Raw genomic sequence first — 21,807 nt, forward strand, 5'->3', positions numbered from 1 at the left:
CACGTCCCCCCGACTGGTTGGTGCGCGCCGAGGACACGGCCACGAGCCGACAGATCAACTGTCAGGCAACAAGGCCAGTCACACCGAGGGTCAGAACTCGAGCCGGTCCCCGACGAGCACGAGTCCATCATGAGTGTCACACCCCGCTGGTGGACTGGGCGGCCATGGACGAACACCAGCGAGCCCTCCACCGCCTCGGGGCCACCCAGCATGCACTGGTCACCCGGCGACAGCTCGGCACCCACGGGTGGAGCCGGAGTCAGATCGACCGAGCCGTTGCCGCAGAGCGCCTACACGTCGAGTACTCGGGCGTCTACAGGATTCCAGGCGCACCAGTCACCTCACATCAGCGCATCCTCGCCGCCGCCTTGGCTGCCCGAGCGCCCGGATCGCACCGCGCCGCGGCCTCGCTCTGGGGTGCGGACCTCGGGCCGACACCACCGTTGGAGGTCCTCGCCGACGGGTCCCGGCACCCGCGTCCGCCGGGCGTCGTGGTGCACCGATCGGCGACCCTCGATCCGAGGGACGTGACCCGCCGCCACGGCATCCCGGTCACCAACCCGCTGCGGACCCTGGTCGACCTCGGCGCCGTCGCCACCCACGAGCAGGTGGAACTGGCGCTCGACTCGTTCACGTCCCGCAAGCTGATCACTGTCGCCGGCGCCCGGGCCTATCGGGACAAGCTCGCCGGCAGCGGCCAGCGGGGCGTCGGCGTCCTCAGCGAGGTGCTCGACGGGCGGGTGCTCGGCGACCGGGCGCCCGACAGCGTCCTCGAGCCGGTGATGGCCCGGCTCTGCAAGCGGTTCGGGCTGCCGATACCGGCGTTCCAGGTGTGGGTGCTCATCGACGGCGTCTGGCGCCGGCTCGACTTCGCCTATCTCGACGAGCTGGTCAACCTCGAGGTCGACGGCTACGAGCACCACGGCGGCAACTACGAGCGATGGGAGAGCGACCTCGACCGCGACGCCGCGCTGACCGCCGACGGCTGGCGGGTCCTCCGGGTCTCCAAGGCCGGCGTCACCCGCCGCCCCGCAAAGACCGCCGCCCGAATCCGCGCCACTCTCGACCACCGCCGCCGCGAGCTCGAGGCGGCGTGATCGCCCAATCTCGACCCATCGACGCGCGCGTCGCTGCGGCGGCGGTCCATCAGAGAGCGAACCATCGGGTCCTTCGACCGTCGACCGAGCCACCGTGGCGGCCGCGCTGTCTTCTCCTCACGGTTGGCCCTGCGCCAACAAGGCCTCCCAGACCGCTGCATCGATCTCCAGCGACCGGACCAGGTCGAGCGCGTCTTCGTCGGTCACGAACTCGGCCTGCATGATCCCCACGACGTTGTCACCCTCCATCCAGAAGAGTCGGGGACCATCGCTCGACCCAGCAAGGGCTACGACCCGATCCCCGATCTGGTGGATCGTCACGGGATGCTCCGGGTTGTCGAGGGCGAAGCTCAGGAGCTCGTCATAGGCGGTCAGGGCCGTCCCGGACTGCAAGCTGAGCTCGACCTCGCCCGGGCCGGCGAATGAGATCTCCGCCTCGCGGTCTCCGATGATGAACTCGCCGCTCGCCCAGCCCGCTCCGAGCGACTCCCACCCTGCAGGCACTTCCTGGCAACACGGCGCCGCATCCGGGTTGAAGAGCGCGATGCCCCCGATGTCGTCCACGAACGCCCGCACCTCGTCCGGCGACACGTTCAGTCCCTCGACGTCGGCGACCGTGCCGCCGAACCCCACCTCGAATCGCGTCTGGTCGCCCGAGAATTCGCATACTTCAGTCACGACCACGTCCGCCATCGAGTCGACCGTGCACGTGCCCTGGGCCTGGTCGTCGTCCGTCGTCCACGTCTCGACCTCGATGATCGACCAGGGGTCATCGACACTGCGGTAGATGCGCAGGTACCCGGGAACCGAGGATTCGCCGGTGGAGGCCGCACCTGTGGATGGAGGCCCCCCGAAATCGGCCGACTCGTTCGCACTCGTCGCGGTGTAGCCCGGAGCGGTGATCACGAGCGGTGGCAGGCCTTGGGGGGAGATCGCGCCGTCGCGAGGGTCGGGCCAGGTCGGCGTCGTCGGCGCGCTGTCGATTGTGTCGAGACGGTCGTGGTCGCGGACGGCGATCCAGAGCAGCGTGCCGAGCACCGCCGCGAACGCAACAAGGGCGAGTCGCAGGACGTAGCGGGGGCGGCGACTCACCCGGGCCGAGGCGTGGTCAGGGCGTCGCAGTGCGATGCCCTCGACCCCGGAGGCGGCGAGGCCGTCGAGGCGATCGCGCAGGGGCGTAGTCATCGAGATACCTCCTCTTCGTCACCAGGGGCGAGCAAGGTGCCCAACGTCGCACGTGCCCTGCTCAGGTGCTGCTTCACACTGCCGCCTGACACGCCCATGGCGTCTGCGCATCCAGCGACGTCGAGATCGAGCCAGTAGAAGAGGATCACCGCTTCGCGCTGTCGCCGCGAGAGGCGACGCAACGCTTCCAAGAGATCCTGATCACTCACCGAGAACACAACGGGAACGTCGGGCACCACCGCGTCCAGTCGCTGACGCCGCACGCGGCGCCACCGGTTCCGGCACAGGTTGAGTGCCACGGTCCTGGTCCACGCCGCCGGGTCCGTTGATTCGAGGTCGTCCCACCGCTGCCACGCCCGCGTCAGCGCCTCCTGTGCTGCGTCGGCGGCATCGCCCCGGTCGAGCGTCGCGAGCCAGCACAGGCGGAGGATCTGGTCCCGCTGCTCGCTGTAGAAGTCGCCGAAGTCCATCGCCCCTGTTGAACCCCCGACTCCCCCGACTGGTTGACGCGCCGCCGAGCTTTCTCGACTGCAGCGCCGCTGCCGCTACAGCTCTTCGCCGGCGGAGGCCCAGAAGCTGCCGAGGATGGCGGCGACCTCTTCCGGGCGTTGTGCCGGCCACCAGTGGCCGCAGCCCTCGAGGAGCACGAGGCGGCCGTCGACACGGGTGGCGAGGCGCTCCCCGTAGCGGGCGTCGACATAGGGGTCGTCGGTGGCCCACAGCGCCAGCGCGGGCCGGGTGTTGGCCTCCACCGCCTCCTGCCAGTCGTCGCCCACGGTGACGGCCGAGCGGTAGAGGGCGAGGATGGACGAGCGCATGGTGTCGTCGATGCGGCCGGCGGCGGCCAGGGCCTCGTCGGCGGGCACGCCGGCATCGATCAGCACCGGGGCCATCGTCTCGGCGGTCATGGCGGCGACCACCTGCTCCCCCACGTCGGGCGTCTGGAACAGCTGGGCGGCGTCGTGCCACGTGTACTCCACGTCGACCGGCCCGTTGCCGGCCACCCAGGTGCGCACGAGGTCGGGTCGGCTCGAGCCCACGTACTGCACGAGCAGCGACCCCCAGTCGTGGCCGACGAGGTCGACGGGGGCGCCGGTCGACTCGACCACACCTTCGAGCTCGTCCACCAGCCAGGCGGCGTAGGCCTCCTTCGAGCAGTCGAACCCGTCCGGCACCGGGCACCCGAACCCGGGCAGCGCCGGCGTCTCCACGTCGGTGCGGGACAGGTGCGAGCGCACCGCGTCCCACACGTGGAACGTGTCGGGCACGCCATGGACGAGGACCGCGGTCATTGCGACGGTCTACCGCACCAGCGCCGACCCGACGCCCGAACGGTGCCCCGGGCTGCCCGACGATCGGTCTCGACCGGCCGTCGCCCGCCCCCCGGGGCGCCCGCACGGCCCGACGCCGGACCCGGGGACGCCGGCGCCGAGCCGTGATCGCCGCCGGTGAGCGACCGGCGCCGGGTCGCGGCACCCGCCCCACCGGCCGATTGAAGACGCCACCGTTCCGGGGCCGGAACGCGAGCGCGCGGGGGCGCGGACCGATGCACCAGCCGCCCGCCGGCGCGCCGCCGACTGTCGGGGAGCGGGCCCCAGCCGGTAGCGTCCTACCTCTTATGTCGAAGAAGACGGACAAGCGCAAGACCAACGCCCGCCGCAAGAAGGCCAACCACGGCCGCAAGCCCAACGCGGGGCGGTAGCCCCACCCGCCGCATCGCCAGCACCCACTGACGGGCGGCCTGTCGCTTCAGGCCCAAGCCCCGGTTCTTCTGGCGGGCGGCGAAGCGCACGGGCGCGGTGCGCTTGAGACGCACCTCGAGCGGCACCTTGGGCTCGGGCTCGGGCGGCGGTGCCGGGATCTCGAGGCCGGCGGGGCGCCAGCGGCGGCACGGCTGACGACGCAGCGCGTCGAGCGGGGGCAGCTCGGGCGACGGCTGGCCGTCGCGGGGCACCCAAGAGCGCACGACGGGCAGGACCACCGATGACGGCAACAGGTCGTCGACCGCGACGTCCACGACGACCTTGCGACCGTGGTCGTCGACCCCCTCGGGCCAGAGCGCCCCGAGCTCCCAATGGGGCTGGTTGCCGCCGGCGGCGGTGACGGTGATGCCGAGGGACGAACCGGCCCGCACCAGGTGCGCCGCCGAGGGCACCGGCACCCGCACGAGGGCGAACTCCCCGTCGGGCAGCGGCGTGACGTCGTCCCGTCGATAGCTGAGCCACGGCAGCAGCTCGGTGGAGCGCTCGTCGTCGAGGGCCCGGGAGCTGGCCCGGATGGCCCCGACCTGGACGAAGGTCTCCCAGCCGTCGGGGCGGACCTCGCTCACCACCACCTCGAGGTCGATGTCCGGCGCCGTGCTGCGGACCCAGAGGTCGATGCTGCACGTGCCGGCGAGCAGGACGTCGCGGTCGAACGGCGGCGTGGCGAACTGGAGCCCTCGTCCGCCGGCGGGGGGCCGCCAGTCGTACTCGACGACGGGGAAGTTCACGTCGGGGGCGTCACCCTTGGAGGTGCGCGGCCGGGCCGAGGGGTCGTAGTGGAAGCCGAGGGGTCGGGCGCCGGCGCGTGGAGGCGAGGACGAGAGCCGGTGGTCGGGGGCGAGGTACCAGCGCTCGGGACGGGCATCCGCCGGGGGCCAGCGGTCGAACGCCACCGAGAACGCGGCGTAGGGGTACCCCGGCGGCCGACCCGGTGCGGCGCCGTTGTCGAACCAGACGAGGTAGGGCGGCGCCGCCAGGTAGGCCGCGAGGGCGTCGTCGAAGGAGCGCCCGGCAGCGTGGCGGAACTCGACGGGGAGCCCCTCGGGGAACATGTACTCGGTGACCGTGTCCAGGTAGCGGCCGGCGGCCTCGGGCCACGTGGGCAGCTCCTCGCGGACGAAGAACGCCAGGAACTCGAGCCACTGGACCGCCGCCAGCGGGAAGCGGGTCTCCTCGTGGGTGCCGTTGTACGCGGCGAGCCGCACGACGGTGTCTTCCGGATACTTGTCCAGCAGGTCGGTGAACCACGGGCCGGACTCCTGGTCCTGCCACGCGCCCAGGATCAGTGTCGGCACCCGGGTGCGGGCGGCCCACTCCTCGCCGTCGGCGTGGGCGAGGACGCCGCCCTCCTCCTGGTCGACGAACGCCCAGGCCGGCACGGCGTCGACGGCCTGCCCCCGCAACAGCTGGTTGTGCTCGCAGACCTCGTCACCCGCCGCGATGCGGGCCGCGACCCAGTCGTCCCACCCTCCGGGCTCGTAACGGGGCGGCTGCACCTGCGGGACCCCGCCCGGCGGGTCGACGGGGTCGACCTGCCACCCGGCGATGCCGCGGGCGAGGGCCACGTTCAGCACGCCGCCCGGGCGCCCGGCGGCGCCGTAGGGCCGGCCGCCGACCGCGGCGGGGGTGACGGCGGCGAGCGACGGCGGGTTGTACGACGCGACGAGGAGTTGCTCGTAGCCGGGCATCGACCGGCCGATCATCCCGACCTTGGGTGAGCCGTCGCGCTTGCGGGCCACCCACGGCTGCGCCGCCACGGCCTCGATGACGTCGTGGCCGTCGGTGCCCTGGATGGGCTCGAGCAGGAGGAACGAGCCCTCGGAGCCGGCGGACCCCCGGATCGCGGCACCGACCACGGCGTAGCCGCACAAAAGAGCCAGGTTGGCCTCGGTGTTCAGGACGTTCTCGTTGGCGGGGTCACCGGTGGCGAAGTCCGGCTTCGAGTCCTTGTAGCCCGAGTACTGCACGAGGGTGGGGTACGGACCGTCCCCCCACTCGGCGGCGTCGGGCAGGCTCACGTTGATGCTGAGGAGGGCGCCGTCGCGGACCTCGACGTAGCCGTAGCCCGGCTCGAGGCGCTGGCCCCGGACCCGTTCGTCGAAGTCGTCGGGAAGGACGAAGGGGTCCAGCACCGTGACCGGCACGGCCTCCCGGCCGGCACCACCGTCGCCGTCGGTCCCCTCCCCCAGTACGAGCGTGTACGGGCCCGGGTCCAGGTGGCGGAACACCAGACCGCCGAGGCCCTTCAGGCCGTCGGTGACCCCGAGGTCGGCCAGCGTGAGGCGGTCGCCGAAGTGGTCGATGGCCCCGGCGCGCACGACCTCGCCGGTCGCGTCGCGCAGCTCGACGGGCGTGCCCGCCGGCCCGGTCACCGAGACCTGCCGGACGCTGCCCCGGACCGAGAAGGGAGATTCCGTCACGGTGGGGCAAGGTAGTGCCGTGGCGCCCGTCGAACCGACCCCCGCCGGACCGGCGTCCGAGCCGGCCGTCCCGGCACCACCTCCCACCCGCCGCCTCGACCTCGTCGAGACGCTGCACGGCATCGAGGTCGCCGACCCGTACCGGTGGCTCGAAGCCGACGACGACCCGGAGGTGACGGACTGGGTCGCGGCCCAGAACGCCCGTAGCCGAGCGCTCCTCGACGCGCTGCCCGGCCGGGACGCCATCCGGGCCCGACTCCTCCCGCTGTTGCAGGCGCCGGTCACCTCCGCCCCCCGGGTCAAGGGCGACCGCGTGTTCACCGTCGACCGGGGCGGCGACCGGGAACAGGCGGTGCTGTGCGTCCGCCCGGCCCTCGGCGCGACCCCCGAGGACCCGAGGGTGCTGGTCGATCCCGCCGCCCTCCTCGGCGACGCCACCGCCGCCCTCGACTGGTACCACCCCTCCCCGGACGGCCGACTCGTGGCCTTCGGCCTGTCCACCGGCGGAGACGAGCAGAGCACCCTGCACCTCCTCGACGTCGACGAGGGCGAGCTCCTCGCCGACGTGATCCCCCACGCCCGCGCCGCGTCCGTGGCCTGGCTGCCCGACGGGTCGGCGTTCGCGTACGCCCGCTACCCGGACCCTGCCACCGTCGCCGAGGGCGAGGAGGGCTACGGCCGCCACCTGTGCTGGCACGTGGTCGGCACCGACCCGACCCTCGACCCGGTCGTGTTCCCCGCTCCCGAGGACCGCACCGCTTGGCCAGACGGGTCGCTCTCCGACGACGGGCGCTGGCTGCTGGTGCACGTCGCCTACGGCTGGAGCCGGGTCGACGTGCACCTCCACGACCGCGAGGCAGGCACGTGGCGCGTGGTCAGCGAGGGCGTGGAGGCCGTCAACGGATTCGCCGTGGTCGGCGACCGGCTGGTGGGCAGCACCACCGTCGACGCCGACCGGGGCCGGATCGTCGCCGCGGCGCTCGACCAGCCCGGGGTCGAGGACTGGACGACCCTCGTGCCCGAGGGTGATGCCGTGATCGAGGGCTTCGTGGCCACCCCGGCGTCGCTCCTCGTGGCCTCGACCCGCCACGCCGAGGCCTTGCTCACCCGGTACGACCTCGACGGCTCGGGCGGCGAGCCCGTCACCCTGCCCGAAACCGGATCCCTGGCCGGCCTCTCCGGCTCGAGCGAACGCGACGAGGCGTTCTTCGCCTTCACGTCGTTCACCCGCCCTGCGCAGCTGTTCCGTTGGTCCCGGGCCGCGGGCGTGGCGCCTTGGAGCGAGCCGGCCGCCGGTCTGGAGCCGGACGCGTTCACGGTCGAGCGGCTCGAGTACCCGTCCACCGACGGCGCCGCCATCTCGATGTTCGTGGTGCGCCGCCAGGACACCGTGCCCTCCCCCGACACCCGCACCGCGCTGACCGGCTACGGGGGGTTCGGCGTCACCATGAGCCCCGTCTACTCCCCCGCAGCGGTCGAGGTGGCCGGCCAGGGCGGCTGCTTCGCGGTCGCCTGCCTCCGCGGCGGGGCCGAGGAGGGCGAGGCCTGGCACCAGGCGGGCACCCGCGAGCGCAAGCAGCAGGTTTTCGACGACTTCCACGCCGCCGCCGACTGGTTGGTCGAGCAGGGGCGCACCTCCCGCGAGCGACTGGCCATCCGCGGCGGCAGCAACGGCGGGTTGCTCGTCGGTGCCGCGCTGACCCAACGCCCCGACCTGTGCGCCGCCGTCCACTGCGCGGTGCCGCTCCTGGACATGGTGCGCTTCCACCGGTTCCTCATCGCCCGCCTCTGGATCCCCGAGTACGGCGATCCCGACGAGGCCGACGACCTGGCCTGGCTCCACGCCTACTCCCCTTACCACCGGGTCGTGGACGGCACCTGCTATCCCGCCGTCCTGCTCACCTCCGGTGAGGGGGACTCACGGGTCCACCCGATGCACGCCCGCAAGATGGCGGCCCGGCTCCAGCGCGCCACCAGCTGCGGCGAGGCCCACCCCGTCCTGCTCCAGATCGAGGCCCGGGCCGGCCACGGCCAGGGCAAGCCCGTGGGCATGCAGGCCGACGAGCTCGCCGACGTGCTCGCCTTCTTCGGCCACCAGCTGGCCGGGGAGTGACGGCGCACCGCTGACGAGCAGCGGGAGACCCGGGGCGACCCGTCGGCGGCGAGGTCCGCCCCTCTGGCGGCTGGGCGCAGGGTGCTGAGGACTGGGGGCTGAGGGGCTGGGGCTCGGGGCTGGGGTGGGAGACCTACCGCGAGCCAGCGCCTCGGCGGCGCACGGCGCGGGCGGCACCCGCCCCCAGTGCGAGGGAGGCGCCGGCGGCCACCAGGCGCCGGCGGCGCCGGTCGCGCCCGATCGCGGCGTGGGCGGCGTTGGCCCCGCAGGCCCCGTGGACGCCGCCTCCCGGATGGGCCGAGGCCGACGCGAGGAAGAGCCGGTCGATCGGGGTCTCCGGGCGGCCCAGGCCCGGCACCGGCCGGAAGACCAGCTGCTGGTGGAGCTGGGCGGTACCCCCGTTGAGGTCGCCGCCGACGAGGTTGGCGTCGGCCGCCTCGAAGGTGGGCGGGGTGAACACGTGCCGGGCGAGGATGCGCTCGCTGAAGCCCGGCGCCATGCGCTCGATGCGGGCTTCCATACGGGCCACGAAGCGACCCGTCTCCGCTTCGTCCCACCTCCCGGCCAATCCGTCGCCGCCGGCGTCTCCCTTCGCCTCGCGCGGGACGTGGGCGTAGGCCCAGGCCGACTCGGTGCCCGCCGGCGAGCGGCTGGGGTCGGTCGTGGTCATCTGGCCCATGACGAGAAAAGGTTGCGCGGGGAGCAGACCACGGGTGAGCTGCGCGGACATCTCGGAGAGCTCGTCGAGCGAGTCGGCGAGGTGCACGGTTCCGGCCCGCCCGACGTCGGGGTCGAGCCACGGGATGGGACCGTCGAGGGCCCAGTCGACCTTCACCGTGCCCGAGCCGTACTCGAACCGTCGAACGTCCTCCAGCAAGCGCCCCGGCAGGTGCTCGGCGGCCACGAGGTGCGAGTAGAGGGCGGGCGCGCCCACGTCGGCGAGGACCGCCCGGCGGGCGTCGTAGCGGGTGCCGTCGGCGTCGACGGCGGCCACGGCCCGGCCGCCCCGCACCTCGATCCCGGTCACCCGCACGCCGCACTCGATGCGCCCACCCCGTTCGACGAGTCGGCGCACGAGGGCGTCGGTCAGCGACTGGGCCCCGCCCGCGGGCACGGGAAAACCGAGCTGCTGGCCGAGGCCACCCAGCAGCCACCCGAAGAGTCCGCCGCCGGTCGATTCGGGGCTCAAGTCGGTGTGGAGCGCGCAGCCCGCGAGCAGGAGCCCCCCTCCGTCGCCGCGGAACTCTTCGGCGGCGAGCCCACGCACCGACTGGAGGGCGAGGCGGGCGAAGGGCAGTGCGCGGGTGGGCCCCAGCGCAGCCGCCAGGCGGGCCCCCGGCAGGATCGGCGGGAAGGGGCGCAGCAACGCGTCGAGCAGTTCGGCGCCGACCTGCTCCCACAGCGTGTACAGGCGGCGCCAGCCGTCGCCGTCGCCCTCGGCGAAGCGGTCCAGGGATGCCGCCGTCGCGTCCACGTGGGTGGAGAGGAGGGCCGCCGGGCCGTCGGGCGTGGGGTGGGCGACCACCAGCGGGGCCCGGCGCCACTCGAGCCCGTGTCGCTCGAGCGCGAGGTCCCGAAGGACCGGCGACGCCACGCCGAGCGGGTAGAAGGCGCTGAAGAGGTCGTTGCGGAAGCCGGGAGCGGTGACCTCGGCGGTCCGCACGGCGCCACCGGGCCCGTCGTTGGCCTCGAGCACCACCACGTCCCATCCGGCGTCGGCGAGGACGTTGGCGGCGACGAGCCCGTTGGGGCCCGCGCCCACCACCACGGCGTCGCTCACGACGGGACCCCGGCGCTCACGACACCCTCGGCCGCGCGGCGCATGGTCCGGTCGGCGCCCACCACGGCAGGATAGGCGCCATGGCCTTGCGCACCGACGACCTCGCCGCCCCCGCCGGGGGCACACTCACGGCGTTCACGAAGGTGGCCATCGTCGCGGTGGCGGCGTACGCCGGGGCCCAGGTGATCGCCGACGTGGCCAGCCTGAAGATCGGCATCGTCGCAGGGCGGGCGGTGGACATGGGCACGTTCATCTACCCCATCACGTTCACGTTGCGCGATGTCGTGCACAAGGTGCTCGGTCGCAGCGCCGCCCGGACCCTCGTGATCACCTGTGGCGGGGTCAACCTGTTCATGGGTGCCTACTTCGCCTGGACGGCGAGTGTGGCGAGCGACCCCTCCTGGGGGCTCGGCGCCGAGTACTCGGCCATCCTGGGCCCGGTCTGGCGAATCGTCGTCGCCTCGATCGTGGCCGAGGTGGTCAGCGGCCTCGTCGACACCGAGGTGTACCACTGGTTCGTCACCCGGGTCACCACCCGCCACCAGTGGGCCCGGGTGCTCACGAGCAACGCGGTCAGCGTGCCCCTCGACAGCCTGCTGTTCAGCGTGCTCGCCTTCGGCGCCCTCCCCTTCCTGGCCGATGACGCGCTGACCCTGCCATGGAGCGCGGTGTGGGACATCGTCCTCGTCAACATCGCGGTCAAGGGCCTCGTGACCCTCGCCAGCGTCCCCCTCATCTACGTCGCGCCCGACCGCAATCGGGACGCGATCGACTAGACACGACCCGTGGCTCCCCGAAACGCGCCGACTGGCCGACCGGCCACGCCCCGCCCGGGGTCCCCCAGCGGCGAGCCGCCCGCGCACCACCACCGGCTCCATCGGCCATCGCGCCTGGTGATCCTGGTCGCGGCCTCGGTCACCGTCCTGGCCGTCGCCCTCGTCGTCGTGCCCCGCGTGCGCAGCGAAGACGCCGCTCCCGCCGACCGCACGGTGGACACCTACACCGTGCGTCTGGGCGACACGATCTCGTCGGTGGCGCAGCTGCACGGCACCACGAAGGAGGCGGTGCAAGAGGCCAACGGGCTGACCGACTCCTCGTCGATCGATCCGGGCAGCCAGATCGAGATCCCCCACCCCGGCTCGGCCGAGAGCGAGCTCCCCACCTTCCTCGCCGCCGATCCCGACCTCGTGGCCCTCCGCCCCACCTTCGCCACGGTGGCCACGCAGTACGACGTTCCCGTGGCCCTGCTCGAGTCCCTCGCCTGGCAGACGTCCGCGTGGGACGCCGACAAGGTCGGCGAGGAGGGTCGCCAGGGCATCGCCCAGTTGCGGCCGTCGACCGTGGACTACATCAACGACGAGCTGGTGACGGGGCCCGACCTCGATCCCACGGTCGCCGCGGAGAGCATCGAGCTGATGGCCGCCTACGTCGACGACCTGCTCCAGCAGACCGACGGGAGCTGGGCCGCCACCGCCGCCGCGTACCGCCTCGGCCTGTCGGCGGCGACGGCCCAGAACTGGGACGGGGACACGATCGGCTTCATCACCACCGTCCTCGGCGGCGTGGCCAACTTCGAGGCGAGCTGACGTGGCGCGGGCCGAACCGCTCGGCAAGGCCGGGGCCGCCCGCTTCGACCACCTGCCGCCGGCGGTGGTGGCCGGGGCGAAGGTGAAGCTGGCCCGACGGCTCCCCCGCCAGGCCGACGCGATGACCATCGGACGCACCATCTACGTGCGTCCCGGCCACGAGCAGAGCCAGAGCCTCCTCGCCCACGAGCTCGTGCACGTGCGCCAATGGCAGCGGTACGGCGCGTTCGGCTTCCTCCGTCGCTACCTCTGGGCCTACCTCCGCAACCTCGTCGCCCTCCGGGACCACATGGCCGCCTACCGCGCCATCCCCTTCGAGGCCGAGGCCCGAGAGGAGGCGGCGAAGTGGACGGCCCGCCACCGCTGACCCCGGCGCTCGTCGGGCTCGAGGTGGCCGACGACGCCGCCTCGTGGCGGGCCGGCGGGTTCACCGTCGGCGCCGACGACACGTGTCGGATCGGTGCGGTCCTCGTGACCCTGCGCGGCCACGTCCACGGTCGGGGCATCTCGTCGTGGACCCTCACCGGCATCGCCGGGGAGCGCGCCGAGATCGACGGGGTGGTCACCGCCGGCGCCGGCGCCGTCGGCCTCGACGGGGGGCCGCCGTCCACCGAGCGGCCCGCGCACCCGAACGGTGCCCTCCTGATCGATCATGTGGTGATGACCACCCCCGATCCCGAGCGAACCATCGCCGCGCTCGAGGGTGCCGGCCTCGTGCACCGCCGGACCCGCCTCGCCGACGGCTACGCACAGCCGATGCGCCAGGACTTCTTCCGGATGGGCGAGGTCATCCTCGAGCTCATCGGCCCACGCGAGCCCGACGCGACCCATGCCCACCGCCCGGCCCGCCTCTACGGCCTGGCCCACACCGTGGCCGACCTGGACGCGACGGCCGAGGCCCTCCGCGGGCGCATCACCACGCCGAAGGACGCGGTCCAGCCCGGGCGCCGCATCGCCACGCTGCGCACCAGAGACCTCGGCATCACCGTCCCCACCGCGTTCCTCTCGCCGGGGCCGGCAGCGCCCGGATGAGCCGTCGCCGGCCGCTGGACCGCCGCCGCCTGCTCGTCGACGAGCTCCTGCCCCTCCTCGGCCTCGCCGGGTTCGGGTATGCGCTGCCCCTGCTGGATCTCCTCGGCGGCAACCCCGAGTTCCTGGTCGCCCACTACCTGACAGGCGCCTCCCTCGTGCTCGCCGCGCTGGTCCTCGCCCTGCTCCCGCCGCTCGTCGCCGCGGCGTCCGTCGCCGCGGCGGCGTGGTGGCGCCCCCGGGCCGGCCGCCTCCTCTGGTGCGGCTGGGTGCTGATCTTCGCCACCATGGCGGCCGGGTCGCTCCTACGCTCCCTCGACCTGCCCAGCGAGGCGCTTCAACTCCTCCTCGCGCTGGCCGGCGGGGCCGCCGCGTTGGTGGCGGCGCAGGGCTGGCGGGCGGCCCGCACCGGGTTCGCGTTCCTCGCCGCCACTCCCCTGATCGCCGTGGCGGCGCTGGTGGTCTGGTCACCTTCGGCCACCCTCGTCTGGCAGGGCGACGTGGGCGCGATCGAGGGCGTCGAGATGGCCGCTCCGGCGCCCGTCGTCGTCCTCCAGCTCGACGAGCTGCCACTCTCCTCACTGCTCCGGCCCGACGGCTCCATCGACGACGAGCGCTTCCCCAACTTCGCCCGGCTGGCCGGGCAGTCGACGTGGTTCGCCAATACGGTGGCCATCGCCCCCTCCACCACGGCGAGCGTCCCGGCGGCGGTCACCGGCACGGTGCCGGTGGAGGGCGAGCTCCCCACCGCGGCCGACCACCCCCGGAACCTGTTCACCCTCCTGGCCGGGACCCACGAGCTCCAGGTGGACGAGCCCGTGACCGCGCTGTGCCCGAACTCGCTGTGCGGAGGGTCGGTGGACTGGAGCGGCCTCGCCAACGACGCCCTGGGCGTCGCCGGGCAGCTCTGGTTGCCGCCGGGGCTGCGCGACCGCCTGCCCTCGGAGATCCAGGAGGCCGCCGACTTCGAGAACGTCGACGCCCTCGGCGGCGACTCGGCGCTGGACCGGCAGACCCGAGTGGAGCGTCACATCGACGAGATCGACGGCGGCGGCGACCGCCCGCCCCTCTGGTACGCGCACGTGGTGCTCCCCCACGTCCCGTGGTCGCTCGGCCGCGGCGGCGCCCAGTACCGCACCGACGCCGCCCTCGCCAACGGTCCGACGGACCTCGGCGATTGGGGTGACGACCCGGTGCTCGCTCGCGTGGGGCTCCAACGCCACCTGCTCCAGGTGGGGGCCACCGACCGGCTCCTCGGCCGGCTGATGGACCGCTTGGAGGACGAGGGCCTCTGGGACGACGCCCTGGTGGCTGTGGTCGCCGACCACGGCGCCGCCTTCGACCCGAGCCGGCCCTACCGCGAGCCCACGACCCCCACCGCCCACGAGGTGTACCGCATCCCGATGTTCGTCAAGGTGCCCGGACAGAGTGTGGGCGACACCCGCTTCGACCTGACCTACAACGTCGACCTCCTGCCCACGATCCTCGACGTCGTGGGCGTCGAGGTCGACGACGGCCTGAACGGGCGGTCGATCGTCGATCCGGTGCCCGACCGGGCGATGGACGCCGCGCTCTACGTCGCCGACGAGGGCGAGGCCATCCACCCCGAGATCTCCTTCTCCCAGGTCACTGCGGTCGCCCGCCGCAACGCCGAGCTCCTCCCCGCTGGGCCGGGCTGGCACGGGGTCGTCGCCGGCGGGCCGCTCGGGCCACAGGTCGGGCTCGCGCTCGACGATCTCGAGGTGACCGGGTCGGGCCCCTTCACGTTCAGCCTCGAGCAGCAGGAGGACCTCGCCGCCGTCGACACCGAGGCCACCGACGCGCTCCCCTCCTTCGTCTGGGGCACCCTCAGCGGGTCCGAGGGCGCCGACGCCCCGACCGATCTCCTCGTCGTGCTCAACGGCACGGTGGCCGGGGCTCTCAGTCGCCTCGCCGGCGCCGGGACCTACGTCGGCGTGCTCGACGAGGACCTCATCCAGCAGGGGTCCAACGACGTCGTCGTGCTCGCCCCCGACGGCTCCGGGGGCTTCGCGACGCTCCCGACCGGGAACCCGTAGCCTGCGCCCGTGCTCGATCACGTCTTCACCGACGCCATCGGGGCCCTCCGGGAAGCCCTGGTGAGCGCCATGCTCGAGCGCCAGGCCTTCGAGGAGCGCTTCCAGGCCGACGTCCTGCTCGGCGACCTCACGTGGGAGACCAGCTACGGCCTGCCCGGCGAGGGGCTCCCGCCACGCATCCGGGCCGACATCACCTTGGACTGGCCGACGTGGGCCCAGAGCGCGTACCGCTCCTGGTTCATCGGCGAGGACTTCGACGAGGGCCCCCACATCGAGGTCGAGATCGTCCTGCGCATCCAGCGGCTCTCGAGCCAGCCCGACCTGCGGGCGGTGCTCTCGGTGCTGCCCGAGGCCAGCCCGACCATCGGCGACGAGCGCCTCGAGCGGTCCAGCCCCACCGTGGAGATCGTCTACGACCGCGAGCTCGAGCACCCGCAGTACGCGCTCGAGATCTCGTACGACGGCTCCTACGAGCTGGGCGAGGCGGCCCTCAGCGACGGCTCGATCCTCGACGACCACTTCAAGGACATGGGCGGCTGGATCGCGTCGATGCTCGTGGGCCTCGGCGACGTCAAGCTGTCGTACCTGCCCCCCGACGTGGAGGACGACGAGCTCTAGGGGCACCCCGGCTCGGCGGGCCGGCGCACCGGGCTACCGTGCGGCCGCACACCGACCGCAGGGGGATCCGAGATGGCGAACACCGACGACCGAAGCGCCGAGGCCCGCGCCGCGTACGAGCGCTACGTGGCCGAGCGGGGCCGGGTGGAGCGCGGCGAGCGCACGTGGGGCTCGCTGGCCGAGGAGTTCTTCACCGAGGACGTCGTGTTCATCGACCCGGCGTGGGGGCGCTCGGAGGGCCGCGCCGCGGTGACCGAGTTCATGGACAATTCGATGCTCGGTCTCGAGGACTGGACCTTCCCCGAGGAGTGGATCATGGTCGACGGCGACCGGGTCGTGAGCTTCTGGTGGAACCGCCTGCCGGGCACCGACGCCGAGGGCCGCCCGTACCAGGCGCCGGGCGTGTCGATCATGCGCTACGCCGGCGACGGCCGCTTCGACCACGAGCTCGACATCCTCAACATGGCTGAGGTCATGGAGATCATCACCAACAGCGGGTGGGTGCCCCAGGGGCCGATGAACCTGCCCCCCAAGGAGCCGATCCGCCACACCACACCCCCCGGATAGGCCATGGAACGCCGGGGGCGGAGCACGTATCCTCTCCGCCACCGACGAGCACCAGTGGAGGGCGGGGCATGGGGCACGGAGTTGACGCAGCCGGTCGTGACGGGGGCACGGGGCGACGGCGCGCCGCACGGCTGGTCGCCGTGTGCGCGCTCGTGGTCCTCACGGCGTCGGCGTGCAACGTGCCGAGCGGTCCGCCGCCCGTCCTGAGCCAGTTCAAGTGGTTCCTGCGCAATTCGAACAGCGCCGGCAACCCATCGGTGAGTTTCCAGTACGGCTCACCGAACTCGGCCAGCGTCCCCATCGTGGGTGACTGGGACGGCGACGGCGACGAGACGATGGGCCTGTTCAACCAGGCCACCCGCACGTTCGCGTTGCGAAACACCAACGGCGCCGGCGCCGCCAACCTCACCTTCGTCTTCGGACCGGCGAATCGCGCACTGTGGCCGGTTGCCGGCGACTGGGACGGCGACGGCGACGACACCATCGGTGTCGTCGACTATCAGAACGCCACTTGGTACCTGCGCAACACCAACAACACGGGCGGGTCGATCGGACCATTCACCTTCGGCGCCGCAGGTGACTTCCCGCTGGTCGGTGACTGGGACGGCGACGGAGATGACACCGTCGGCATCGTGCGGCCCAGCACCCGCAAGTGGTCGCTGCGCAACTCGAACACGCCGGGGGGCGGCAGCATCCCCGCGTTCACCTTCGGCCCCTCGACCGGCTACGCGATCCCCGTGGTGGGCGACTGGGACGGCGACGGCGACGACACCGTCGGCCGTTGGGTCCCCCAGACGCAGACCTGGTACCTGCGCAACTCGAACACGACAGGTGGCTCCAGCATCGCTCCGTTCGTCTACCGCACCGGCGCGAAGGTGCCGCTCGTGGGTGATTGGGACGGCAACGGCACCGACACCGTCGGCTACGGGACCTGACCCCCGGGGCGCCGCCGGCGGTCAGATGCCGAAAGGGCGGGGCGGGAGGTCCTGGAACTCGGGGAGGCGCTTCTCGGCCTTCGCCGCGAAGGTCTCGAGCATGTCGGTGGGCTGGAACATGCCGGTCTGCCAGGTGGCGATGTAGTTCAGGGCGTCGGCGACGGTGTGGTCGCGGCCGTAGTTGACCGTCTCCTTGGTGCCCCAGATGGCCAACGGCGACTTGCTGGCGATCTCTGCCGCGATCTCGAGCACGCCGGCGAGCATCGTGTCGTGGTCGGCGAAGACCTGGTTGACGAGGCCGACCTCGGCGGCGCGGTCCGCGGGCATGCGCCGGCCGGTGTAGGCGAGCTCGCGGGCGACGCCCTCGGGGATGAGCTTGGGCAGCCGCTGGAGGGTGCCCACGTCGGCGGTCATGCCGATGTTGATCTCCTGGATGCAGAAGAAGGCGTCCACGGTGGCGTAGCGCATGTCGCAGGCGGTGACCATGTCGACCGCGCCGCCGATGCAGCCGCCCTGGATGGCGGCGAGCACGGGCATGCGGGCCCGTTCGAAGCAGGTGAAGGACTCCTGGAGCGCGAGGGCGGTGAGGCGCAGCTGCGCCCGCTGGCGGCCCATCTCGACGGGCGGGGCGTCGGGGTCACCGCCCCCGGTGAGGCCGTTGCCGGAGAAGACGCTCAGGTCCATGCCGGCGCTGAAGTGCTTGCCGGTCGACGACACCACGATGGCCCGCGCCGAGCCCTCGGCGTCGATGCGGTTCACGATCTCGGGCAGCTCCCGCCAGAAGGCGGGCGTCATGGTGTTGAGCTCGTCCCCCCGGTTCAGGCGGATGTGCGCCACGTGGTCGGCGATGTCGACGTCGAAGCAGTCGTAACCCATGGGCCGCGACGCTACCGCGGGCGATCGCGTCGACCCGCCGCCGCATGGCGAGGCAGCGCCGCGGAGCGGTGCCGCGAGAGCGCGAACCGGATGCCGGAGGCGCTCCGACGAAGGAGGAGGAGCTAGTCCAATGTGCCGGCGAGCTCGGCGAGGGAGGTCTCGGGGCGGGCGCCGTAGTGGCTGATGACCTCGCCGGCGGCGAGGGCGGCGAGACGACCGCAGCGCTCGAGGTCCTGGCCCGTGGTCAGGCCGTGGAGGAAGCCGGCGGCATAGAGGTCACCGGCGCCGGTGGTGTCGACCACGCCGCCATGGGGATGGATCGGGATCACGTGCTCCTCGTCGGCGGTGACGATGACGGAGCCCTTCTCGCTGCGGGTGAGACAGGCGATCTCGCAATGGCCCCGCACCTGGTCACGGGCGGCCTCCCACGAGTCGGCCTGGTAGAGCGACGTGATCTCGGCCTCGTTGGCGAAGAGCACGTCCACCCGCTCCTGCACGAGGGCCAGGAACTCGTCGCGGTAGCGGTCCACGCAGAACGAGTCGGACAGGCTCAGGGCGACCCGGTTTCCGGCGCCGCGGGCGTGGTCCATGGCCTTGACGATGGCGTCCTTGGCCGACGGCACGTCCCACAGGTAGCCCTCGGCGAGCACGACCTTGCCGCGGGCGACCAGGGCCTCGTCCACGTCGTCGGGCCCGAGGAGACCGGCCGTGCCGAGGAAGGTGTTGAGGGTGCGCTCGGCGTCGGGAGTGACGGCGATGAGGCAGCGGGCCGTGGACGGGCCCTCCGTGGCGGGGGTCGACGAGAAGGCGATGCCGAGCGACGTGATGTCGTGGGTGAAGATCTCCCCGAGCTGGTCGTCGCGGACCTTGCCCACGAACCCGCCCGTGCCGCCGAACGAGGCCACGCCGGCGATGGTGTTGGCCACCGAGCCCCCGGAGCTCTCCTCGGCCGGCGGCATGGCCGCGTAGAGCGCGTCGGCCCGCTCGGCGTCGATCAGGCCCATCGCGCCCTTCACGAGCCCGTGCTCGGCGAGGAAGGCCTCCTCGACGGGGCTGATCACGTCGACGATGGCGTTGCCGATGCCGACCACGTCGAGGGGGCCGGCGGAGGGTGCGAGGTTCTCGGTCACGAGGCGGGGAGGTTACTGCGACCGGTGGTGCGCACCCCTAACCTGCCCGGATGGACCCGTACCGCCTGCCCCGCACGGTCGTGCCCTCCCACTACGACCTGCGCCTCACGCCGACACTCGACGCCGGCACCTTCACCGGGGCCGTCGCCATCGAGGTCGACGTGGCCGACGAGATCGACGAGGTGATGCTGAACGCCGCAGAGCTGACCATCGGCGAGGCGTGGCTCGAGAATCCCGAGGGCATCCGCCGCAACGCCACCGTGACCCTCGACGAGGAGGCCGAGCGCGCCACCCTGGCCCTCGAGGAGCCGGCGGCGGCCGGGCCCTGGACGGTCCACCTCGCGTTCGCGGGGATCCTGAACGACAAGCTGCACGGGTTCTACCGGAGCACGTTCGTCGACGACGAGGGTGTCGAGCGGGTCATCGCCACCACGCAGTTCGAGGCCACCTCGGCCCGCCGGGCCTTCCCCTGCTGGGACGAGCCCGACTTCAAGGCCACCTTCGGGGTCACCCTCGTGGTCCCGGACGACCTGTTCGCGGTGTCGAACGGCGCCGAGATCGGGCGCGAGCCCGCCGGCGCCGGCACGGTTGCGGTCACCTTCGCCGACACCATGGTCATGTCCACCTACCTCGTGGCCTTCGTGGTCGGCCCCCTCGAGGCCACCGAGGTGGTCGACGCCGGCGGCACGCCACTGCGGGTGGTCCACCCGCTGGGCAAGGGACACCTGGCCGACTTCGCACTCGAGGTCGGGGCCTTCGCCCTCGCCTTCTTCGAGGAGTACTACGGCATCCCCTATCCCGGCGACAAGGTCGACCTCGTCGCCGTCCCCGACTTCGCCTTCGGGGCCATGGAGAACCTCGGCTGCATCACCTTCCGCGAGGTGCTGCTGCTCGTCGATCCCGACGCCGTCACCCAACCCGAGCTTCAGCGGGTGGTCGACGTCATCGCCCACGAGCTCGCCCACATGTGGTTCGGGGACCTCGTCACCATGAAGTGGTGGAACGGCATCTGGCTCAACGAGGCCTTCGCCACCTTCATGGAGATGCTCTGCACCGACGCGTTCCGGCCGGAGTGGGAGCGCTGGGTCGACTTCGGCCTGTCCCGCACCGCCGCGTTCGACGTCGACTCGCTGGCCTCCACCCGCCCCATCGAGTTCGAGGTGGTGTCCCCCGCCGACTCCGAGGGCATGTTCGACGTGCTGACCTACGAGAAGGGCGCCGCGGTCGTGCGCATGCTCGAGCAGTGGACCGGCCCCGACGACTTCCGAGCGGGCATCCGCAGCTACCTCGAGACCCATCGCTACGCCAACACCGAGACCACCGACCTCTGGGACGCCATCGAGGCCGCCAACCCCGGTCTGCCCGTGCGCAAGGTGATGGACAGCTGGATCTTCCAGGGCGGCTACCCCCTCGTGACCGTAGAGCGCACCCCCTCGGGGGTCCGCCTGAGCCAGCAGCGCTTCTCGTTCGAGGGCGGCGACGAGGTCACCCCGACCACGTGGTCGGTGCCCGTGCTGGTGCGGGCGGGCACCGACGAGGTCACCGCCGACGCCACGGACGGCGGCGGACCCGACGCAGACGCCACCGCGGTCAGCGGAGAGCGCGTCGAGCGGGCCCTTGTCGAAGGTGCCCCGATCGACCTCGAGCTGGGCGAGGTCGCCTGGGTGCAGGCCAACGCCAGCGGCAGCGGCTTCTACCGGGTCGACTACGACGCCGAACTGCGCACCGCCCTGGCCGCCCGCGCCCAGGAGGTCCTCGCTCCGATCGAGCGCTACGGCCTCGTCGACGACACCTGGGCCTCGGTGCTCGCGGGGCGCACCACCACGCCCGAGTTCTGCGAGTTCGTGGGCGGGTTCTCCGGCGAGACCGATCTCGCCGTGTGGCAGCGCCTGCTCGGGGCGCTCGACGCCCTCGACCGCCTCCTCGAAGGCGCGCCCCGCCAACGCTTCCAGGGCTTCGTGCGCGACCTCGTCGGGCCGGCCGCGGCCCGCCTCGGCCCCTCCGGCGCCGCCGGTGAGCGCGACCGGGACCGCGAGCTGCGCGCCGCCCTCTTCACCGCGCTCGGCACCACCGGCGCCGACGCCGACGTCCGCGACCGTGCCCGCACCCTGCTCGCGAGCCACGACGCCGACCCGGGCGCGGTCGACCCGAGCCTCGCCGCGGCCGCGGTCGCCGTCATCGCGGCCACCGGCGACACCACCGACCGGGACGACTTCCTGGCCCGTTACCGGGCCGCCACCACGCCACAGGACGAGCAGCGGTACCTCCGGAGCCTGCCGGACTTCAACGACCCGGGGTCCTTTGCCGACACGTTGACCATGACCCTGAGCGAGGTGCGCAGCCAGGACGCCCCGTTCGTCCTCCGGCGGGCCCTCATCAACCGCGAGCGCGGTGCCGAGGCGTGGGCGTTCCTGCGTGACCATTGGGACGACGTGGGCCAGCGACTCCCCTCGAACAGCATCGCCCGCCTCCTCGAGGGCGTGCGCTGGCTCTCCGACCCGGAGGTGGCCGCGGACGTCACCGCCTTCCTGGGCGACCACCCGGTGCCCCAGGGGGCACGCACCATCGCCCAGCACCTCGAGCGCCTGGCGGTCAACGTCGCTCTCCGCCGCCGCGAGGCCGACCGCCTCGCCGCCGTGTTCGGCGGCTGA

General features: G+C 72.8%; 18 protein-coding genes. 11 read left to right on the forward strand and 7 right to left on the reverse strand.

Going from position 1 to position 21,807, the window contains the following annotated elements; all coding sequences use genetic code 11:
- The first annotated feature begins 164 nt into the window (after window positions 1–164).
- Window positions 165–1,097: a DUF559 domain-containing protein gene (locus JNK12_07420; protein MBL8775742.1), complete on the forward strand. Its 933-nt coding sequence runs from the start codon at window positions 165–167 to the stop codon at window positions 1,095–1,097.
- Between the two features lie 117 nt (window positions 1,098–1,214).
- Here JNK12_07420 and JNK12_07425 read toward each other — a convergent pair whose 3' ends face one another.
- From JNK12_07425 to JNK12_07440, 4 genes are all read right to left on the reverse strand, one after another.
- Complete coding sequence (locus JNK12_07425; GenBank protein MBL8775743.1) at window positions 1,215–2,282, reverse strand: hypothetical protein; 1,068 nt, start codon at window positions 2,280–2,282, stop codon at window positions 1,215–1,217.
- Window positions 2,279–2,752, reverse strand: a complete 474-nt coding sequence (locus JNK12_07430; GenBank protein ID MBL8775744.1) for a sigma-70 family RNA polymerase sigma factor — start codon at window positions 2,750–2,752, stop codon at window positions 2,279–2,281. The genes JNK12_07425 and JNK12_07430 overlap by 4 nt, the downstream gene beginning before the upstream one ends.
- Before the next feature lie 75 nt (window positions 2,753–2,827).
- The gene (locus tag JNK12_07435) at window positions 2,828–3,574 is read right to left on the reverse strand and encodes an alpha/beta hydrolase (GenBank protein ID MBL8775745.1); all 747 of its coding nucleotides are present in this window, start codon (window positions 3,572–3,574) and stop codon (window positions 2,828–2,830) included.
- A gap of 317 nt (window positions 3,575–3,891) precedes the next feature.
- Entirely contained in the window at window positions 3,892–6,465 is a 2,574-nt protein-coding gene (locus JNK12_07440) for a hypothetical protein (GenBank protein MBL8775746.1), read from the reverse strand.
- 19 nt (window positions 6,466–6,484) lie between these two features.
- Here JNK12_07440 and JNK12_07445 point away from each other — a divergent pair, with 19 nt between their 5' ends.
- Complete coding sequence (locus JNK12_07445) at window positions 6,485–8,578, forward strand: S9 family peptidase (protein ID MBL8775747.1); 2,094 nt, start codon at window positions 6,485–6,487, stop codon at window positions 8,576–8,578.
- Between the two features lie 133 nt (window positions 8,579–8,711).
- Here the strand turns inward: JNK12_07445 and JNK12_07450 are convergent, their stop codons facing one another.
- Window positions 8,712–10,358, reverse strand: coding sequence for an NAD(P)/FAD-dependent oxidoreductase (locus JNK12_07450; GenBank protein MBL8775748.1), 1,647 nt, complete (start codon window positions 10,356–10,358; stop codon window positions 8,712–8,714).
- 80 nt (window positions 10,359–10,438) lie between these two features.
- Here JNK12_07450 and JNK12_07455 point away from each other — a divergent pair, with 80 nt between their 5' ends.
- The 8 genes from JNK12_07455 (at window position 10,439) to JNK12_07490 (ending at window position 17,150) form a co-directional block, all read left to right on the forward strand.
- Entirely contained in the window at window positions 10,439–11,134 is a 696-nt protein-coding gene (locus tag JNK12_07455) for a queuosine precursor transporter (GenBank protein ID MBL8775749.1), read from the forward strand.
- Between the two features lie 117 nt (window positions 11,135–11,251).
- Complete coding sequence (locus JNK12_07460) at window positions 11,252–11,944, forward strand: LysM peptidoglycan-binding domain-containing protein (GenBank protein ID MBL8775750.1); 693 nt, start codon at window positions 11,252–11,254, stop codon at window positions 11,942–11,944.
- A 1-nt stretch (window position 11,945) separates the two neighbouring features.
- Window positions 11,946–12,311, forward strand: a complete 366-nt coding sequence (locus JNK12_07465; GenBank protein ID MBL8775751.1) for a DUF4157 domain-containing protein — start codon at window positions 11,946–11,948, stop codon at window positions 12,309–12,311.
- Window positions 12,290–12,976, forward strand: coding sequence for a VOC family protein (locus JNK12_07470; protein MBL8775752.1), 687 nt, complete (start codon window positions 12,290–12,292; stop codon window positions 12,974–12,976). Before JNK12_07465 ends, JNK12_07470 begins: the two co-directional genes overlap by 22 nt.
- Complete coding sequence (locus JNK12_07475) at window positions 12,973–15,030, forward strand: sulfatase-like hydrolase/transferase (protein ID MBL8775753.1); 2,058 nt, start codon at window positions 12,973–12,975, stop codon at window positions 15,028–15,030. Before JNK12_07470 ends, JNK12_07475 begins: the two co-directional genes overlap by 4 nt.
- Window positions 15,031–15,039: 9 nt before the next feature.
- Window positions 15,040–15,648, forward strand: a complete 609-nt coding sequence (locus tag JNK12_07480) for a hypothetical protein (GenBank protein ID MBL8775754.1) — start codon at window positions 15,040–15,042, stop codon at window positions 15,646–15,648.
- Window positions 15,649–15,720: 72 nt separating this feature from the next.
- Window positions 15,721–16,215, forward strand: coding sequence for a nuclear transport factor 2 family protein (locus JNK12_07485; GenBank protein MBL8775755.1), 495 nt, complete (start codon window positions 15,721–15,723; stop codon window positions 16,213–16,215).
- Between the two features lie 140 nt (window positions 16,216–16,355).
- On the forward strand, window positions 16,356–17,150 hold the full coding sequence (locus JNK12_07490; GenBank protein ID MBL8775756.1) for a hypothetical protein: 795 nt from the start codon (window positions 16,356–16,358) through the stop codon (window positions 17,148–17,150).
- 21 nt (window positions 17,151–17,171) lie between these two features.
- Here JNK12_07490 and JNK12_07495 read toward each other — a convergent pair whose 3' ends face one another.
- Complete coding sequence (locus JNK12_07495) at window positions 17,172–18,026, reverse strand: crotonase/enoyl-CoA hydratase family protein (protein MBL8775757.1); 855 nt, start codon at window positions 18,024–18,026, stop codon at window positions 17,172–17,174.
- A gap of 122 nt (window positions 18,027–18,148) precedes the next feature.
- Window positions 18,149–19,117 carry an adenosine kinase gene (locus JNK12_07500; GenBank protein MBL8775758.1) on the reverse strand — a complete coding sequence of 323 codons (969 nt, stop codon included), beginning with the start codon at window positions 19,115–19,117 and terminating at the stop codon, window positions 18,149–18,151.
- An 89-nt stretch (window positions 19,118–19,206) separates the two neighbouring features.
- On the opposite strand from JNK12_07500, the gene JNK12_07505 reads away from it, so the two are divergent.
- Window positions 19,207–21,807 (forward strand): ERAP1-like C-terminal domain-containing protein, encoded by a 2,601-nt coding sequence (locus JNK12_07505; protein ID MBL8775759.1) that lies wholly within the window; start codon window positions 19,207–19,209, stop codon window positions 21,805–21,807.

Source organism: Acidimicrobiales bacterium, from assembly GCA_016794585.1.
Classification (GTDB): domain Bacteria; phylum Actinomycetota; class Acidimicrobiia; order Acidimicrobiales; family DATDAH01; genus JAEUJM01.

What these genes read in the sequence shown, in the direction of transcription:
- JNK12_07420 (MBL8775742.1), top strand. Translation starts at nt 165, where the DNA reads ATGGACGAACACCAGCGAGCCCTCCACCGCCTCGGGGCCACCCAGCAT.
- JNK12_07505 (MBL8775759.1), top strand. Translation starts at nt 19,207, where the DNA reads ATGGACCCGTACCGCCTGCCCCGCACGGTCGTGCCCTCCCACTACGAC.
- JNK12_07455 (MBL8775749.1), top strand. Translation starts at nt 10,439, where the DNA reads ATGGCCTTGCGCACCGACGACCTCGCCGCCCCCGCCGGGGGCACACTC.
- JNK12_07495 (MBL8775757.1), bottom strand. Translation starts at nt 18,026, where the DNA reads ATGGGTTACGACTGCTTCGACGTCGACATCGCCGACCACGTGGCGCAC.
- JNK12_07425 (MBL8775743.1), bottom strand. Translation starts at nt 2,282, where the DNA reads ATGACTACGCCCCTGCGCGATCGCCTCGACGGCCTCGCCGCCTCCGGG.
- JNK12_07485 (MBL8775755.1), top strand. Translation starts at nt 15,721, where the DNA reads ATGGCGAACACCGACGACCGAAGCGCCGAGGCCCGCGCCGCGTACGAG.
- JNK12_07435 (MBL8775745.1), bottom strand. Translation starts at nt 3,574, where the DNA reads ATGACCGCGGTCCTCGTCCATGGCGTGCCCGACACGTTCCACGTGTGG.
- JNK12_07430 (MBL8775744.1), bottom strand. Translation starts at nt 2,752, where the DNA reads ATGGACTTCGGCGACTTCTACAGCGAGCAGCGGGACCAGATCCTCCGC.
- JNK12_07475 (MBL8775753.1), top strand. Translation starts at nt 12,973, where the DNA reads ATGAGCCGTCGCCGGCCGCTGGACCGCCGCCGCCTGCTCGTCGACGAG.